Source organism: Acinetobacter sp. ANC_7511, from assembly GCF_056779975.1.
Genome location: NZ_JBWYIY010000009.1, coordinates 104,552 through 123,202 on the forward strand (window position 1 = coordinate 104,552; position 18,651 = coordinate 123,202).

The 18,651-nt window shown below is 38.6% G+C and carries 15 protein-coding genes; 11 read left to right on the top strand and 4 right to left on the bottom strand.

Annotated features, from left to right (window positions below; translation table 11 throughout):
- Positions 1-25: 25 nt before the first annotated feature.
- The 4 genes from pepP to AC1M9L_RS07840 all read left to right on the top strand — a co-directional run bounded on the left by pepP (position 26) and on the right by AC1M9L_RS07840 (position 4,403).
- Positions 26-1,345, top strand: a complete 1,320-nt coding sequence (gene pepP / locus AC1M9L_RS07825) for a Xaa-Pro aminopeptidase (RefSeq protein ID WP_481591806.1) — start codon at positions 26-28, stop codon at positions 1,343-1,345.
- A gap of 195 nt (positions 1,346-1,540) precedes the next feature.
- Positions 1,541-2,749 carry an FAD-dependent monooxygenase gene (locus tag AC1M9L_RS07830; protein ID WP_481591807.1) on the top strand — a complete coding sequence of 403 codons (1,209 nt, stop codon included), beginning with the start codon at positions 1,541-1,543 and terminating at the stop codon, positions 2,747-2,749.
- The gene (locus AC1M9L_RS07835; RefSeq protein WP_481591808.1) at positions 2,746-3,984 is read left to right on the top strand and encodes an FAD-dependent monooxygenase; all 1,239 of its coding nucleotides are present in this window, start codon (positions 2,746-2,748) and stop codon (positions 3,982-3,984) included. The genes AC1M9L_RS07830 and AC1M9L_RS07835 overlap by 4 nt, the downstream gene beginning before the upstream one ends.
- A 170-nt stretch (positions 3,985-4,154) precedes the next feature.
- Positions 4,155-4,403, top strand: a complete 249-nt coding sequence (locus AC1M9L_RS07840; RefSeq protein ID WP_035269751.1) for a hypothetical protein — start codon at positions 4,155-4,157, stop codon at positions 4,401-4,403.
- A gap of 40 nt (positions 4,404-4,443) precedes the next feature.
- Here the strand turns inward: AC1M9L_RS07840 and rsmI are convergent, their stop codons facing one another.
- Positions 4,444-5,286, bottom strand: coding sequence for a 16S rRNA (cytidine(1402)-2'-O)-methyltransferase (rsmI, locus tag AC1M9L_RS07845; RefSeq protein ID WP_481591809.1), 843 nt, complete (start codon positions 5,284-5,286; stop codon positions 4,444-4,446).
- A gap of 11 nt (positions 5,287-5,297) precedes the next feature.
- Between rsmI and AC1M9L_RS07850 the strand changes: the two genes are divergently transcribed.
- The 4 genes from AC1M9L_RS07850 (at position 5,298) to AC1M9L_RS07865 (ending at position 8,296) form a co-directional block, all read left to right on the top strand.
- A complete protein-coding gene (locus AC1M9L_RS07850) occupies positions 5,298-6,227 on the top strand; it encodes a penicillin-binding protein activator (RefSeq protein WP_481591810.1) in 930 nt (309 codons plus the stop codon).
- Positions 6,228-6,241: 14 nt separating this feature from the next.
- On the top strand, positions 6,242-6,658 hold the full coding sequence (locus AC1M9L_RS07855; protein ID WP_180027924.1) for a YraN family protein: 417 nt from the start codon (positions 6,242-6,244) through the stop codon (positions 6,656-6,658).
- Positions 6,659-6,722: 64 nt separating this feature from the next.
- Positions 6,723-7,415 (top strand): BON domain-containing protein, encoded by a 693-nt coding sequence (locus AC1M9L_RS07860; RefSeq protein ID WP_481588942.1) that lies wholly within the window; start codon positions 6,723-6,725, stop codon positions 7,413-7,415.
- Entirely contained in the window at positions 7,415-8,296 is an 882-nt protein-coding gene (locus AC1M9L_RS07865; protein ID WP_481591811.1) for an alpha/beta hydrolase, read from the top strand. The genes AC1M9L_RS07860 and AC1M9L_RS07865 overlap by 1 nt, the downstream gene beginning before the upstream one ends.
- Before the next feature lie 23 nt (positions 8,297-8,319).
- Here AC1M9L_RS07865 and nudC read toward each other — a convergent pair whose 3' ends face one another.
- From nudC to dnaQ, 3 genes are all read right to left on the bottom strand, one after another.
- A complete protein-coding gene (nudC, locus tag AC1M9L_RS07870) occupies positions 8,320-9,078 on the bottom strand; it encodes an NAD(+) diphosphatase (RefSeq protein WP_481591812.1) in 759 nt (252 codons plus the stop codon).
- On the bottom strand, positions 9,078-10,718 hold the full coding sequence (locus AC1M9L_RS07875; protein WP_481591813.1) for a chemotaxis protein: 1,641 nt from the start codon (positions 10,716-10,718) through the stop codon (positions 9,078-9,080). The genes nudC and AC1M9L_RS07875 overlap by 1 nt, the downstream gene beginning before the upstream one ends.
- Before the next feature lie 119 nt (positions 10,719-10,837).
- Positions 10,838-12,253 (bottom strand): DNA polymerase III subunit epsilon, encoded by a 1,416-nt coding sequence (gene dnaQ, locus AC1M9L_RS07880; RefSeq protein WP_481591814.1) that lies wholly within the window; start codon positions 12,251-12,253, stop codon positions 10,838-10,840.
- A gap of 215 nt (positions 12,254-12,468) precedes the next feature.
- On the opposite strand from dnaQ, the gene AC1M9L_RS07885 reads away from it, so the two are divergent.
- From AC1M9L_RS07885 to AC1M9L_RS07895, 3 genes are read left to right on the top strand one after another with little or no spacing between them, the layout of a single operon-like run.
- Complete coding sequence (locus tag AC1M9L_RS07885; protein ID WP_481591815.1) at positions 12,469-15,681, top strand: LysM peptidoglycan-binding domain-containing protein; 3,213 nt, start codon at positions 12,469-12,471, stop codon at positions 15,679-15,681.
- 33 nt (positions 15,682-15,714) lie between these two features.
- Positions 15,715-17,568 carry an extracellular solute-binding protein gene (locus AC1M9L_RS07890; RefSeq protein WP_481591816.1) on the top strand — a complete coding sequence of 618 codons (1,854 nt, stop codon included), beginning with the start codon at positions 15,715-15,717 and terminating at the stop codon, positions 17,566-17,568.
- An 11-nt stretch (positions 17,569-17,579) separates the two neighbouring features.
- Entirely contained in the window at positions 17,580-18,650 is a 1,071-nt protein-coding gene (locus AC1M9L_RS07895) for a microcin C ABC transporter permease YejB (protein ID WP_481591817.1), read from the top strand.
- The last annotated feature ends 1 nt before the right edge of the window (position 18,651 follow it).

Here is an 18,651-nt window from a genome sequence, read left to right on the forward strand (position 1 = left end):
AAATAGCCTAAGCTGCAGAAAAGATATGAAACTTACTCAATCAGATTTTCAAAAACGACGTGATCAATTAGCCGCTGAAATAGGCCTAAGAAGCATTGCAATTATTGCAACACGTGAAGAAATGTTTAGAAATCGTGATGCTGATTATAAATATCGCGCTGATAGTAGCTTTTTTTATCTAACGGGATTTGCAGAGCCTGAAGCAGTTGCTGTAATTGAAACATTTGATACTGAAGAAGAAGGTTATACCTACAGTTTATTTTGTCGTGAACGCAATCGAGAGATGGAAATCTGGACAGGTTACCGTGCAGGGATTGATGGTGCAGTCGATGATTATGATGCGGATGAAGCTTATGCGATTGATCTACTAGACGAAGAAATGATCGCAAAGCTTCAAGGAAAAGAAAGATTATTTTATAGAATTGGTCAACAAGCCAGTTTTGATGCAAAAATTACAAAATGGATTGCAGAAGCAAGTGGTGAAAGCCGACGTGGTACCGCTGCACCGACACAATTGATTCAGTTAGATACAATTTTAGATGAGATGCGTCTACACAAAGAGCCAAAAGAAATAGAGTTAATGCAAATCGCATCTGATATTTCTGCTCAAGCACATATGCAAGCGATGAAATCTGTACGACCAGGAATGATGGAATATGCTTTAGAAGCGGAGCTGAATTATATTTTTGGTAAAAATGGTTGTGTACCATCGTATAACAGTATTGTGGGTGGTGGTGAAAATGCTTGTATATTGCACTATGTTGAAAATAACAAACAACTTAATGACGGCGATTTAGTTTTAATAGATGCAGCTTGTGAATATGAATTTTACGCGTCAGATATCACTCGGACATTTCCAGTAAATGGTAAATTTAATCCTGAACAAAAGGCGCTTTATAATATAGTGCTTGATGCTCAAATCGCTGCAATAGATGCGGTTAGAATTGGTAACTCTTACAAAGAGCCACACTACGTTGCTGTTCGTATTTTAGTGCAAGGCTTGCTTAATCTTGGAATCATGCAGGGTGATCTCGATAAAATCATTGAGACAGAAGCCTATCGTCAATTTTATATGCATGGAACTGGTCACTGGTTAGGCATGGATGTTCATGACGTAGGGGCATATAAAGTCGATGGAGAATGGCGAACATATCAAGAAGGTATGGTGGTGACCATTGAACCAGGTTTATATATTGCCCCTGATGATGAAACTGTCGATCCAAAATGGAGAGGGATTGGTATTCGCATTGAAGATGATATTGTGGTCACTCAAGATGGACCGAGAAACCTGACTGCTAAAGTAGTGAAAACCATTGAAGATATCGAAGCCTTGATGGCGAGTTAACCATTTTCACAAATCTCAAAAGTCGATGGAAACATCGGCTTTTTTTCAATGTCATATTCAATATTGAAAAATGAATTATGGCTTCATCTTCAATAACGCTAATTCATTATAAAAAGTAAAAACTTTATTGTAAGATGAATTTGATTAAAAATTTATGTGTATGCAGCTATTGCTTGCTTTTATAAGGATCAAAACATGCAACAAGAAGTCATCATTGTCGGTGGTGGAATGGTCGGATTAAGCCTTGCTCTTATGCTGGCTAAAACTAACATTGCAGTGAAATTGTTAGAGGCGATCAGCTATCCTAACTATGATGATGCTAACCTTGCACCATATCATTCAAGTTTTGATGCCCGTAATAGTGCGCTGTCACGTCGAAGCGTGCAAATTTATCAAGAATTGGGAATTTGGGATTCACTGCAACAATATGCAACGCCTATTTTAGAAGTAAATATCACAGAAGAAGGAAGTTTCGGTAAGGCACGTTTAATCGCGGCTCAAGAGAAAGTAGAAAGCTTTGGTCAAGTGATTGAGAATGCATGGCTTGGACGAGTATTGTTATCAGAAGTCAAAAAAAATCCACTCATTGAGTTAATTGATGGTGTTCAAGTGACGTCGCTTAAACAGGATGAGAATTTAGCTTATCTCGAAGCATCAAAAGCGAATGAACATTTGCAGTTTCAATCCAAATTAGTCATAGCAGCAGATGGACGTGATTCTTTCTGTCGAAAAGCACTCGGTGTCGGTGCATCAGAGCATGATTATGATCAAGTGGCGATTGTCACTACAGTGCAGACATCCAAACCTCACTCCCATGTCGGTTTTGAGCGTTTCAGCCCACTTGGGCCTTTAGCATTGTTGCCTTTACCTGGTGAATACCGTCGCTCTGTTGTTTGGCCAGTGCCTAAAGGCACTGAGGGAGAGTGGTTAGGTGATGAAAATGATCAGCATTTTTTAGATGCTCTTCAAAAAACGTATGGCGATCGAGCTGGAAAATTTGAGAAAACTGGACGTAGATTTAGTTTTCCTTTATCTCAAGTTTTGTCTGAAAAACAAGCAGTAGGACGTGTTGTACTTATGGGTAATGCTGCTCATACGATTCATCCAGTCGCAGGTCAGGGTTTTAATTTGTGTATGCGTGATGCATATGTATTGACCCGATATTTAAAACAACAAGTCATCAAAAATGCCGATTTAGGTGAAGCTGCTGTAATGAAAGAGTATGAAAAATCTCGACTCAAAGATCAGCAACGTGTGATTAAGTTTTGTGATTCTGTGGTGCGAGGCTTTAGTAATCAAAATCCAATTCTAAAATTTGTGCGAAATACAGGTCTAATGTGCTTTGAAAATATTCCAGGTATTAAGCCACTCGTTGCCAATTATGCAATGGGGTTAAAAGCATGAATGATGCTATTTTAGATGTCGTGATTGTGGGTGGTGGTTTAGTTGGTGGATTAACGGCTTTATTGTTGGCTAAAGGTGGAGTTCAAGCGACTGTACTTGATGCAGCACCGATATTGGATCACGAGAAGACCTTAAAATCATTGAATCCTCGTGTACTTGCATTGAGTCAAGCCACTATTCATTTGCTTAAGCATGTTGATGTATGGGGTAAGTTAGCTCGTCAACAACCCTACACGGGAATGCAGGTGTGGAACAAAAATGGCTTTGGTGAAATCAATTTTGGAACATCAGCGCATTCTAAACCTGATCAAGCACAAATATTAGGTTCAATGGTCGAACCAAGTATCTTGAACCTTGCGATTCAGAGCATGATGATCGACCAGATTGATGATTACCGTACTCAGATTCAAGTGAAACGTATTGAGCAAGGAAATGGTTGTTGGATTCTTCATCTCGCTGATCAAACTCAATTGAAAACGAAACTTTTAATTGGTGCGGATGGTGCAAACTCATTCGTACGTGAACAAGCCATGATTGATTTGGATGTTTTGGATTATCATCAGGCTGGTATTAGCTGTGCGATCAAGACGGAACAAGCGCATCAACATGTTGCGAGACAAATTTTCTTAGAAACAGGGCCACTGGCTTTTCTCCCAATGGCAAGTTTAGAAGATCAAGAATATGGTCATTGGCAATCCATTGTATGGACTTTACCAGATGATTATGCAGACGAATTTGCGTCACTCTCAGATGAAGATTTTGTACAATTACTGACACGAGAGAGTCATCATATGTTGGGCAAAGTATTAGCCGCAACGCCTCGAGCAAAATTCCCACTGAAAGCACGAGCTGCTCAACGTTATATTAAAGATGGCTTAGCGCTAATTGGTGATGCAGCCCATGTTATTCATCCACTTGCTGGTCAGGGGGTGAATATTGGTTGTCTTGATGCAGCAATTCTATGCGATGCGCTACTTTCGGACTACGCACGTGGCGTTTGGGCTCATGAGCAAACTTTATTGAAATATGAGCATCGCCGTAAATTTCAAAACGATGCCATGATGCATAGTATGTCTATGATTGGGTGGATGGAATCTGCTCCTGTTTTTCCTATTGTTTGGGCGAGAAACTTTGGGTTGAAACAAGTTGAAAATATCAGTGCGTTAAAATCGGCGTTTATGTCGCAAGCGAATGGTTTGAGTCAGCTCAGTAATACAAGATATCAAGTGAATTGAAATCTGATCTAAAAAGAATCATCAGTATATATTTTTTTACCAATATGATTAAAAAATATACAAATGAGGTGCTTTAGATACTATGCGAAAGATAAAGAGCTTGATACATTTCTCTAAAAATCAAAGCACGTTCCAATCAGGTGCGTGAAAACATTGATGGGGAGTTTGAAATGACAGACGCAAATGATTTTGATGACAACGAAGACAGTGTTGTAGACGAAAATGAATCACAAGCAGCAGAAAAAGGTGCGGCCGTAAGTGACGTTACTGTATCTGATGCCGATGTCGCGGAAGCTGAAACATTAACAGTGACAGCTAAACTCAAACAACGTCAGGCACTGGAAGATGAAGTTGCTGCTTTTCTAGCACGTGGTGGTCGTATTACTGAAGTTCCACCTGATGAATCAATAAAAGATTAATAAAAAAAGCACCATCAATATGGTGCTTTTTTTATTTTGCTTAATCATTCGCACCACTGAGCTCTAGCGCGCGTTGATATGCGACTTTCTTTTTGATTCCGGTGAGATCAGCTGCAAGTTGAGATGCTGCTTTTACAGATAAATCTTGCAATAAACGATTGAGTAATTTGTCTAATTCTTCTTGCTGCATGTCTTTTTCAGTGGCTGCTCCAGCAATGACCAGTACAATTTCACCTTTTTGCTGGTGATGATCATTTACAATAAATGATTGTAAATCTCCAAGGGTCATTTTTTTGATTGTTTCGAAGGTTTTGGTAATTTCACGTGCAAACCCGACTTCACGGTCAGCCCCGAACACAGAGACCATATCCGTTACAGAGTCTAGGATTCGATGTGGTGCCTCATAGATGATCATGGTATGCGTGTTGTCTTTCAGTTTATTTAATTGAATAAGACGTTGTGATTGTTTCGAAGATAGAAATCCTTCAAAACTAAAGTGATCACTGGGTAGACCTACAGCGCTTAATGCTGCAATAGCTGCACATGCACCTGGAACAGGAACGACACGAATACCATGCTCCTGAGCTGCACGAACCAATTTAAAACCAGGATCACTAATCAATGGTGTACCTGCATCACTGACGAGTGCAACATTTTCACCATTTTTTAACTTATCGATAATTATATCAATTTTGTTACTTTCATTGTGATCATGGCACGCTGTAAGCGGAGTTGAGATATTATAGTGTTTCATTAAAAGAGCGGACTGACGTGTGTCTTCTGCCGCGATAAGAGAGACAGACTTTAAAACATCAATTGCTCGATAAGTCATGTCATCTAAGTGCCCAATTGGCGTCGCTACAACAAATAACTGAGCACTCATAAGGTTTCTCCATGTTGGATCTATTAAGAATAAAAAAAGAATTCATTGGTATTGGCTTATGTGGAATGATTTTCCAAGCCCAAGCGGAAGTATTGGTTATTTTACCTGATTCAGGCCCTATGGTGCGAGCAAGTAATAGTATTAAAAATGGTATTGATGAGGCTTATCAAAAGTCTAAAAGTGAAATGCCAATCAAATATGTCAATTCGGATCAAAAACGATTAAAAGAGATCCTAAAGACGCAAGTCAGTCAAAACACCAAACTTATTATTGGTCCATTAGCCAGACAGGATGTCGAAGCAATAATGAAAGAACCGCTTAAAATTCCTGTTTTAGCACTGAATGAAGTTCCTTCTAAGCATGCAAAAGTGTGGCAGTTTAGTTTATCGAAAACTGATGATGCTCAAGTTTTAATTAAACAGATTGAAAAGGATCGAGTTCAACATCTCTATATATTGCGTGAGTCTGGTACTGAGCCTGAGAGCTTAAGCTTTGTAAATGCCGTGTTTAAAAATTTTCATGGTAAATTTTCTCTAGTCCAACAATTGCCTGATATAAAGTCAAATGAAGGTGTGTTGCTTTTAGGCAGTATGGCGTGGATCAACTCATTGAAGAATAAGCCTTCAAAACGTTTGTATGTTCAGGCTTTTGCTATTGATCATAATATGGATATTCCGAAGGGAACTAAATTCTGTGATGTTCCAGTCATGGTTCAATTTTTAAAAAAACCTAATCAAACAACAGAAAATACTGCTGCATTCCAACGTCTCAATGCCTTCGGTCAAGATGTTTGGCGTTTGGCGGATTTGATGTTGAAAACGAAGAATCCTGATCAAATATCAATTCAAGGTCAGACTGGGCATTTGAGTTTTAAAGAGCATCGGATCGAAAGAAAACCTGCGTGTTTCGAGAAAACATGGTTTAGATTAAAAAATATTTAAGAGGACTTAAATGGATGAGTTCTCAACAATTAGGTATATGGGCTGAAGACCAAACTGAAAAAATCTTGATCTCACAGGGTTATATTGTGCTGGCTCGAAATTTTCATTCTCTTTATGGTGAGATAGATCTGATTGCTCAACGTGATCTTGAGCTTATATTTGTTGAGGTCAAAGCCAGATCAAAAACAACCTATGCTTCAGCCCTAGAATCAATATCATCGAGCAAGCAAATTAAAATTGCGAAAACAGCAATGTCATTTCTTCAAAAATTTCCAAGCTATACAGAGTTTTATTATCGTTTTGATGTGTTTTGTTTTGATTTTCATAAAAAAATTGCAAAACCGTTACAGCATGAAATTTCTGATATGGATTATGATCTCGAGTGGATTGAAAATGCATTTACAATAAATGCAGACTTGATTAATCTATGAACCGAATGAGCTAAGCCATTTCCAACAATAGAAAAAATTCAAGTTTCACGAGGAGACGGATTGAGTGTTGAAGCGTATTGTAATTTCGATGGCGTGTGTTGCTAGTCTTTCAGGCTGTGCAAGTTTTATTTCAGGTGGAACTGGCGCAGAACCAGTTGGGGTGGTGAGTGGAGCTCGTTCTTTAGGTCAGGTATTTATTGACTCTTCAATTGAACGTACAGCAAAGATCAATTTATACAAATTGGATGCTCGTTTTAAACAATCTCGAGTCAATGTGAATAGCTTTCACAGTAATGTCTTGTTAACAGGTCAAGTGCCTGATGCGCATTTGAAACAGTTAGCAGAAGATAACGTTCGAGCGATGAGTGATGTGAAATCTATTCATAATTACATCACAGTTGGTCCTCAAATTGGTTACTCTACCATCATGCAAGATGCGACTGCGACAGCGAATACACGTGGCTTAATTATGCGTGCGCCAGTTGTTTCAGACAGTAAAGTCTTGGTTCATACTGAAGATGGCGTGTTATATGTGATGGGACGCTTAAATACAGCTGAAGAGCAAGATCTCATTGAAGTTTTACAACGAGTAGGGAATGTAACGAAAATTGTTACTTTGATTGATAACGTGGAATCTGCTCAAGTAGGCGCAGGTGTTCAATCATCATCACTTATTAACCCTTCAGCGGTAAGTACTCAACCTTATGTTGAGACACCCGTTGCAATTGATCCTGATGCTGGTGTTAGTTACCAATAATGTCGAATAAGATTACGCAATTTTTTCCGAAATCAGTTCAGTTAAAACTTACCCAGTTGAATCAAAAACTGAATGCTTTTCGCCCATATAATTTGGGTGGTTTGGCATTAAATCAATTGACCTCAAATAAAGGCTATTCTGTAAAAAGAAATATTGCTTATGGTCTTAAAGCTCGGCAACGACTGGATCTTTATGTTTGCCAAGCGCCAGCGAATAAACCTTTAGTTATATTCGTGCATGGTGGTGCATGGAGTAGAGGAAGTAAGGACGATTACAAGTTTCTTGGAGAAAGTTTGACACGTGCTGGATATAACCTCGCCGTAATAAACTATCATCTGGCGCCAGAACATATTTTTCCTCGTTACGTAACTGACCTTGCAGATTCAATTCAATATTTAATCAAAAGTGCTGATAAATATGGTATTTGTGCAGATCAAATAGCGCTTATCGGACATTCTGCTGGTGCTTTTAATGTGATGTCACTGATTTACCATCCTTCATTCATTGACTTTGAAGGACGAGATCGAATTAAAGCGTTGATTGGTTTGGCTGGACCCTATCACTTTAACTATCTAGGTGATCATTTGTCTGAACATGCATTCGATAAAGCAGTAAATTTCAAAGCGGTGATGCCATACTATTTTGTAGAGAAAAATAATATTCAGCACTATATTTTTCTAGCAGATCAAGATACGTTGGTAAAAGATCATAATTCTGAAGAGATGCATCAAGCACTGTTAGCTGTAGATAATCATAGCCAGCTCATTCGGGTGCCTCGTACTGGACATGTATCAATCATGGCAACAACTGCCACATTATTTGATCGACTCTTCAAAACTCGATCTCTCATCCTGAAAGTTTTAGAAGAGTCCTTCAAATAAATCTATAACGATTCGGATTTGATTTATTCAGATTTGAAAGGAGTTTTGTGAATGACATGTTGAATCATGGCATGCGCAATACTTCCTGCAAATGGAATTTCTGGTAAGTCATCAAATTTAAAGAATTGGGCATCACTAATTTCATCTTCTTGAAGCACAATTTCACCTGAATCATACTCGGCTCGAAAAGCAATCATTAAATTACTTGGGAATGGCCAAGGTTGGCTGGCAAGATATTGAATATTTTTAACGTTTAGACCAATTTCTTCCATGGTTTCGCGTTGCACAGCCTCTTCTAAAGTTTCACCAACTTCGACAAAACCTGCAATCAAACCATACATATTGGATTTATTTTTTGCATTTTTCGCGAGCAAAATTTCATTGTCACCTCGTGTAATTACCGTAATGACACAAGGTTGAACACGAGGGTATTGGTGATAATTACATGCTGGGCAGATCATGGCATATTCTGAACGGTGCACATCTGTTTCTGTACCGCAATGACTGCAAAATTTATGATTACGACGCCATTCTAATAATTGAACTGCTCGACTCGCTTGTTCAAATTGTTGCTTAGACCATTGAGTGATCAACTGTCGGATTGGCACAAGTTGATAACCTTTAGGAATTGCTTCTTCAATATGTAGATCTCGTGCAATTACTTGATCACCAGATTGGAAAATCAGATCACTCTCTAAACGTTCAACACGTGGTAATTGGAAGTTTTCATCGACGAGAAGTTGATGTTGTTTAAAAATATAAGCAACAGAGAGTTCAGACATTAGGCAACCGCTTTAATTTTTTGACTGCTGATGAGTGCAGTCTCAGATACTGATTTATGAATAGGATAATCATACTTCAAGCCATCAAGATGAAGTTCTAGACTGGCAAGCACATCTAGAATGTGCTGAAGTTGTTGGTGGGTGAGTGATTTCTGAATATCGTAATAGTGTTCAACCGCCTCAGCACTATTTTTTAGCGCATTACTTAATATTTGAGCATCAAGAAATAGAGCAGCACCGCTTAATTGTCTTAAATTGGTTGTGATGTTTAATAAATCATTTGTGTCTTGAGCATCATTGTTTTGAAAAAGTTTATCGCCTAGTTCTTGCAAGAGAATTCGAGCTTCTTTTTGCAGCGTTTCATGCGCATCATCTAACCGATCCAGTGATATATTCAAATTATTCACATCAAGTTGAATGCGAGTTGGTGCAAAATTTCGCTTCAAAATCCCGATAGAGTTCATAGCCGACAGCATGCTGTTCATTAATCGTTGAGCAAAATCGGCATTTTGTTGAATATAGGTTCGATGAAAATGCTCTGCTTGCAGTTTCATTTCTGCATAAGCTTCATTAAGATTCATCACTAAAAAGATATTTGCCATACGATAGAGCTTTAAGCGAATATCTAAAATTTGATCGTCAGTAAAACTTTGATAGTGACTTTCAATATCTAACCTTAATTGATTCAATTCTTCTGTAATCAAGTGAGCAACGGTATCGATTGTTCTTTGATCAGGTCCAAACAGATGGCGACTAAAAATTTGTAGTTGAACATCAGTCAAAATGTTGTCCGAGATTTGAAAATACTCACGAAGCATTTGTGAATCGTAGTTTTCTTGGCTAATACAAATCGCTAAAGCATTAGCAAAGTCAGTTTCATCGACCTGAAAATGATGGGGTGCATTTAAAAACTCTCGGATCTGACTGCCAACTTTAGCCAACCATTTTAGGCGTGCATCACTGAGAATGAGTTGGTCAAGTTGATTAAATGCGATTTGCATCAGAAGCCAATATTGTTGACTCGGTGTTTCAAGAGAGAACAGTGCTATATGATCTACAATGAGTTTAAAACGATCAAAATCGTCTTCAGTTTCATTTTGCGTCACTATTTTTATTAAACAATCTTTATATAGTGTATTCCAATAATCAGATGAATTAATCTGATTCGATGATGCTTGCGGTGTTAAAGTTAATTGTTTCTGAGTGGTCTGAATTCCATTACCCAATGCTGTACAAGGGATATTCAATACTCGCTCTAGATGGTTAAGTGTATCTAAGAGAAATTGGGGGACATCGACTTCACGTAAGCAAATAAATTCAATATATCGTTTTAGCATTGTTGTGCCATCACTTAATGCGGCGGCGTATTTCAGGTTTTTTGCGGTTGGATTTTGCATCATCTTTGACATGACTTGCGCACAGTAGTGTGCAAGTTGTGCGAGATGAGGAAGTTCGATCATGGCAAAAACTTGATTGGATTGCTCAAGTCGAATGAATGCGTCATCTATCCCAAAAGGAAGTGTTTGATCATCGATAAGCTCTGATACTGTATTTTCGACCTGATCGATGATTTGATCAATTTCTTTTTTAACAATAAGTAATGCTGTAGGGTCAAAATAAATTGAACTTTGATAAGACATCGATCGAAACCTATGTTGGCCATTAATTTTGCTCAGAGCCCAGATAAGGGGAATTTTTGCTCTAAATGAATATAGCCGAACTGATCGTACTTTACAAAATGAATCAAGCAGATGGAAGATTATTTAGCAAATAAGCACGGCTCGCCATTTTTTTCTTGGTAATCTTCGATCCATTTTTGGTGTGCTGCTAATTCCTCATCAGAAGCATAAATGATTGGTAAATCTACCTCAATTTTTTGGTACTGATTTTGTCCAGTTTCAGAATGATGATCATGCGCTGAGAGTGCATCGATATCAAATGAAACTTGACCACCTGTCATGGCTAAATAAACATCTGACAGAATTTCTGCATCCAGTAAGGCGCCGTGGAAGGTACGATCACGCTGTGGAACTTCGTAGCGTTTCACTAATGCATCCAATGAGTTCTTTTGACCTGGATGTTTCGCTTTTGCCATTGCAAGTGTATCGGTCACTGCGCAGACTTCTGAAAGCGTACCAAAGCCAGCACGTTTGAACTCCATATCTAAGAAGTTCATATCGAAAGTTGCGTTGTGTGCGATAATTTCTGCACCTTTTAAGTACTCGTACAGTTCAGCAGCGATTTCTTCAAATATAGGTTTATCTTTCAAAAAATCATCAGAAATACCGTGAATTGCTTCAGATTCACCGACTGGTTTTTTGGGATTGATATAAATGTGAATTGAACTTCCTGTCAGTTTACGATTGATCATTTCAATCGCACCTACCTCGATAATACGGTCTGTATCTTGATAATAAAAACCTGTAGTTTCCGTATCTAAAATCAGTTGGCGTGGTCCCTGTAAATTTAAATGAGCAGGTGTGACCACAATATGTGGATGCGATTTTTCAGCTAACTGAGGAACGCTTTGATCTACAGATTCAGAATTTAAGTCCTGTGCATCAACTGTCTTAATAATATCTGAGGAGTTTGAGGTGACTTCGTCCGTGCTGTATTCAGCTTGATCATCATTTTCTGCTAAATCAATTTCAACTTCTTCATCTTGATCATTGAGATCTAAACCAAACGGATCATTGAGCAACCAATCTTCAGACTGTTTTTTTTTATCATTCGCTTGCAGGGAATTTTTAAATTGTTCAGCCGTTTGGTCAGCGCCTTGATTAGCTAACTGATCTGCCATTTCATTGCCTGGATGTCCTGCATGACCTTTAATCCAGTTCCATTCAATGTCTCGACCTTGACAAACTTGATCCAAAGTTTGCCATAAATCAGGATTTTTTACGTCTTTCCAATTTTTCTTTTTCCAACCACTGATCCATTCAGTAATACCGCGTTTTACATAGTTTGAGTCTGTCCAAATGATCAGCTTTGCATCAACAGGACAAAATTTGATTCCTTCGATTGCAGCGGTTAACTCCATACGATTATTGGTCGTGTCTGGTTCACCACCACATATTTTATGTTCTGTATCCTTAGTGATGATGTAAGCACCCCAGCCACCTAGCCCAGGATTACCACGACATGCGCCATCAACATAAAGTGTTATTTCAGACATAGTTTGAACCAATCAATCGAATAAAGTGTTGAACATCAAGTTCGGAAATTTTATTGTATACGTAAATGCGAAACATCAGTGCGATAACTGGATATTTTTTAATGTCTTGTAACATTTATAAGCAATTACTCATCAAGAAGAGACTTGCCTGAACAACGAGCTCCTCTAAAATGGCTTATATACAATAAATTTACTATGCGTCTTTCGGAATTTGTATGTCTAAAACAACCACCGCAGTGTGGCAGCCATCTGCAACTTTTTTATTTAAAATTTCAGTAATTACTTCCGCAGTAACCGGATTAGGCGTAATGACTGGCTGTACAGCGAGTCCCACTTCTGTTAAGACGCAAAAGACGAATCAACTCGGCATGTTAGATGCCAGTAGTTTAGATTCACTTGAAGATCTTTTATCTGCAACTGATATGCGTGCAGTAGAAGGTGATCGTTTACTTATTTTAAAACACGGTGATGTTTGGAAACGTATGACCGTTGGTTTTAAAATGGATGAAACAAAGTGGGATCCACGGATTGATGCTCAAAGAAGTTGGTTTATTACGCGTCAGCCTTATCTGGATCGTTTATCCGCTCGAGCTTCTCGTTATCTTTATCATACTGTAAAGGAAGCAGAGCGTCGTGGATTACCTACTGAACTTGCTTTACTTCCTGTCATTGAGAGTTCCTATGATCCTGCTGCAACGAGTTCAGCGGCAGCTGCAGGGATGTGGCAATTCATCCCAAGTACAGGTCGTATTTATGGATTAAGACAGACCAATTTGTATGATGGACGCCGTGATGTAGTTGAGTCTACACGTGCAGCCTACGAGTTTTTAGGAAGTTTATATAACCAATTCGGTTCATGGGAATTAGCTTTAGCGGCTTATAACGCTGGTCCTGGACGTATTCAACAAGCGATTAACCGTAATAAGGCTGCTGGCTTGCCTACAGATTATTGGTCATTACGTTTACCTCAAGAAACAATGAACTATGTACCTCGTTTTCTTGCGGTTGCACAGATTATCAAATCCCCCGAAAAGTATGGCGTAAGATTACCACCAATTGCGAATCGGCCTCACTTTAGAGAAGTTCCAGTTCCAGCAGGTGCGAGTTTAAGCGAAATTGCTTCTCTGACAGGCTTAAGTCGTGCAGAACTTTATCAACTGAATCCAGGGCATCGTGGTGATATTATTGATCCTCAAAGTCCACAGCGAATTTTAATTCCAGCAGATTTAAATCCAAATATTGATCGTAAACTTAAAGCACTTAAACCAAGTAGTGCAGGTCTATGGGCGAGCGCTTCAAGCCCTGTTTCTACATCTACGCCAGCAACCACAATTACAACGACAGTAAATACACCAAAAGCTTCAAATGCTTCCGTATTGGCAACTCAAACAGCGAAGCCAGTTAATAATACTCAAACACCTTCAGTTTCTACAACAATTTCAACTTCGAAGGGTAGGACTCCTTCTGGTTCTGATGCATTGGCAGCTTTTGCTGCTTCGGCAGTGGTGCCAAGTGCACCTCGTATACCTGTTGCTGTTACACCGGCGCAAAATGTTAAACCTGTACGTGTAGAACCAGAAATCACTGCTGAAGAAAAAGCCAAAATCTTAGCTTCAATTGCACCTGAAAAAACCACAACAACTACGAGTTCTGATCAAATTATTGCCTCGGTCATTGAACCACAGGCCACTGAAGCAGAAAAAGCGGAAGTCGTTAGAGAGATTAGCGCCATTGCACCTCAAGGTACTGAGATTGTCGATCCGTTAGATGGCAAGATTAAATTAACTGCGATTCAAACAAGTCAATCTGTGGCAGCAGGACAAGGTTCAGAAGTTAAAGTTGGTTTTGCTTATCCTAAATCTGTAGCAGAAAGTACATTGCCTACTTCTGAGGAAGCCCAGCTTAATCAAGGTAAGGCATTTAAGAAAACTGAAAGTGAAGTGGTTGTAGAACCACCTAAGGGTAAGCGTAGTACGTATACGGTACTCCCTGGTGACACGCTAGCAATTATTGCAATGAAAAACGGCGTAAGTTGGAGAGATATTGCAAAATGGAACCAAGTAGATCCAAATGCAACCTTATATGTAGGTGCGACCCTATATCTCTACGATGCTAAACCAGTAGCATCTGCTCAGAAAACGGATATAAAGCCAGCAAGTTATATTGTAAAAGCAAATGATAGTCTGACTAGTGTTGCAAACCAGTTTGATTTGAGTGTCCAACAATTGGCTGAATTGAATGGTCTAACTATCAATAGTAATTTACTGGTTGGGCAGAAGTTAAATCTAATCCAGTCTCAAGCATCTAAATCAAGCAAAACAGAACAAGCTGTAACAAAGGTTCAAACGAAATCTTATACGGTTAAACGTGGCGAATACTTAAAGTTAATCGCTGATCGATATGGACTTTCGACTCAAGAGTTAGCGTCATTAAGCTCAGGACTGAAAGCTGATAGTAGCCTGTACGCGGGTCAAAAAATTAATGTTCCTTTAGAAGAAGTGCAATCTGCTACAGCTTCATCAACAACTCGCGCGAGTAATGCTAAAACTGTACCTGAAATTCAGACTGAAACTTACCGCGTACAACGAGGAGATACGTTGTACAACATTGCAAATGCGCATAAGTTAACCGTTGTTGAGTTGGCGACACTGAATAATTTGGATATTGAAAAAGGATTGATGGTTGGTCAAACCATTAAAGTACCAGCGGGATCTAAAGTACCAGAGCAATATGTTGTTCAATCAGGCGATAGCCTGAATGCCATTGCAAGCAAATATAATCTTTCTGTTGCACGGTTAGCAGAAATGAATGGCTTGCGAACGAATGCTGGATTACAAGTTGGGCAAAAGCTGAATTTGAAAGAAGATGAAAATAAAGCTTCCACTAAGCAGAGTTCGACACGAAATAATTCGGTTGCTGAGAAAGTGGAGTTTCACACTGTGAAGAGTGGAGAGACCTTAGCAAGTATTGCGCGACAATATGATATGCCGCTTCAATCATTACTTACGTTGAATGATCTAAACTCGAGATCAGTCCTTCAAATTGGTCAAAAATTAAAAGTAAGTGGCGATGTTGAAAAGACGGCTGCAAGTACAGAAAAAACACCAGTCCGTCAATCAAAATCGCGTGATACAGAGGATTATGCTGTCAAATCAGGCGAGTCTCTTCATGTTATTGCTACACGATTTGACATGACTGCAAAAGAACTTGCAGACCTCAATAAGTTAAACCTACGTGCTGGATTGCAAAGAGGCCAAATTATTCAAGTTCCTAAAGTGGTCACAGATTATAAAGTCCGTAGTGGTGATTCCCTGTACAGAATTGCGAATCGATTTGGTATAGACATTGATCAGCTTGCAGAAATGAATGGTTTGAAACCAAACACACCTTTACAGATTGGTGCTACGATTAAAGTTCCACATTCTTAAGTCTGCTTAAGCAATCAGGAATTTCATATCGAGATGCGCATTTCATCAACTTTGTCAAAAGCAAAGTTTATTTTCCTCTTCTTGCCCATTCATATCAGTGCATGGGCAAATCTTCAAACGACGCCTTATATTGCTTTACAGTCAAAACCGAAATATCTGAATTTAGATGCGATGCCATATGCCAACCCAGACGCACCAAAGGGTGGAAAGTTGGTGAAAGCGGCTGATGGGACATTTGATAATCTAAACGGTATGAATGGGCAAGGAAGTTGGGTTGAAGGTACAAATTACTTGTTCGATACGCTATTTTCCAAGTCATTAGATGAACCAAATGTGTTTTATCCACTTTTGGCTGAGAAAATTCAGTTTGATCCAACCCGAACAAAATTTGTGATTTTTCATTTAAATCCACGTGCTCGATTTAGTGATGGATCTCCTGTACTGGCTGATGATGTTAAATTCACGTTTGAAATGTATTTAACCAAAACCAATCCCGGTTTACAGATGTATTTGTCTGATTTAGATAAAGTTCAGGTTCTGTCTAAACATGCCGTAAAAATGGTATTTAAATCAGAAAGAAATACTGAAATGCCAGCAATACTTTCACAGATGCCAATTTTTTCTAAAAAAGATTGGCAATCTAAAGATTTTAGTCGAGCAACACTCAAACCCATTTTAGGATCAGGGCCATATACAATTAAAAATCTTGATGCTGGTCGTAGTATTACCTATCAGCGTAATCCCCATTATTGGGCTAAGGATTTACTTGTAAATCGCGGTCGTTATAATTTTGATCAAATTAAATATGTTTATTACCGTAGTTCGGACATTGCATTTGAAGGATTTAAAGCTGGACAATATACGTTTCACCAAGAGAAATTTGCTCGTAAATGGAAGACGGAATACAACTTTCCAGCATTTAACTCAGGATTGGTTAAAAAATATAGTGTAGCTTTACAAAACCCTGCTCCGACACAAAGTATCGTTTTAAACACACGAAAAAAACCCCTAAACGATATCTATTTTAGACAAGCAATGACCTATGCTTATGACTTTGAATGGCAAAATAAAGCATTGTTTTATCAACAATATCAACGTTTACAAAGTCATTTTCAGTTTAGTGAGCTCGAAGCAAAGTCAGTACCAAGTCAAAAAGAATTAACAATATTAAAACCTTATTTATCTCGGTTACATCCTTTACAACGAGAAGGGGTATTAAAAGCGTGGAAATATCCCATCACTGATGGTACAGGCTACAATCGTAAAGGCTTACTCACTGCTCGGAGAATTTTAATTGAGCAGGGGTATTCATTTAAAAATGGTAGTTTGCATGCGCGTGATGGAAAACCAATTCAATTAGAATTGCTTCTTCATCAAGAAGGCTTACAACGGACGCTCATGCCTTATATTCGAAATTTAAAAAAATTGGGTATTCAGGTTTCGATTCGGCAAGTCGATATGCCTCAATATTTACAGCGGATGCGTCAATATGATTTTGATTTAACCACGATGGTGATGCCGCAATCGCTTAATCCTGGGAATGAGCAAGCGCAATTTTGGAGTAGCCATGCTGCAAATGAAGAGGGAAATTATAATTTTTCTGGTGTAAAAAATAGCGTTATAGATGAAATTATACAACGTATTATCCATGCGCCTAATCGTGAAAAATTAATATTAAATACACGTATCTTGGATCGTTTATTACGTGCAGGATATTATCAGATACTTACTTATGGAAATGATCGTGAATGGTATGCGTATTGGAATATGTATAAACAACCACAGATTAAACCCAAACTCGCTGTTGGTGAAGATTATTGGTGGGTAGATCAACAGCAAGCTCGCAAAGTGTCTGCTTATCTTGGTCGAAGTAAAGGCTCACGTTAAAGGTTAAATTTATGGGTCTTTATATACTTAAACGACTTTTGCTGATCATTCCCACTTTATTTTTGATAATGCTGATCAATTTCGCCGTCGTTCAAATTGCACCTGGTGGACCTGTAGAACAGGCAATACAGAGAGCTGAACAGTTTCAAGGCATTGGTGTTGTGTCTGGTTCGACATCTCATATCAATGAAGTCCAGAGTCATTATCAGGGTACACGAGGACTCAGTCCTGAAATGGTCGAGCAGATCAAAGCGCAATATGGATTTGACCGCCCTGTGCATGAGCGCTTTTTTCTAATGCTAAAAGGATATTTTCAACTCGATTTTGGAACGAGCTTTTTTAAAAATAAATCAGTAACAACATTAATTTTGGAAAAAATGCCAGTCACGATCTCCCTTGGATTATGGAGTACCTTACTGATCTACAGTATCGCCATTCCTCTAGGGATCAGCAAAGCGAAAAGACATGGCAGTCTGTTTGATCAAACGACCTCCTTAATATTGGCGGTAGGTTATGCAGTGCCAACTTTTGTATTTGCTATTCTACTTATTATGATTTTTTCGGGGGGATCGTATTTACAATGGTTCCCATTACAAGGATTGGTCTCTGAGAATTTTGCTGAACTCAGTTTTATTGATAAAGTTAGAGATTATTTTTGGCATCTTACATTGCCTGTCCTTACTATTATATTAGGTGGATTTGCGACCCTCACATATCTAACAAAATACTCTTTTATGGAAGAGTTAAATAAACAATATGTGACGGCAGCTCGTGCTAAAGGTCTGACCGAGCAACGCGTTTTATACAATCATGTTTTCCGTAACGCCATGTTAATCGTTATTGCAGGATTACCTGAAGCACTGATCGGAATTTTTTTTGTTGGTAATCTATTTGTAGAAATTATATTTAATCTTGATGGTTTGGGTTTGCTTGGATTTGAGGCAATTCAGCAGCGTGATTATCCCGTGATTTTTGGAACATTGTTTATCTTTACGTTGGTCGGTCTAATTTTGAGATTACTCAGTGATGTTCTATATCAATTGATTGATCCAAGAATCAATTTTGATCGTCGAGGAGCATAAA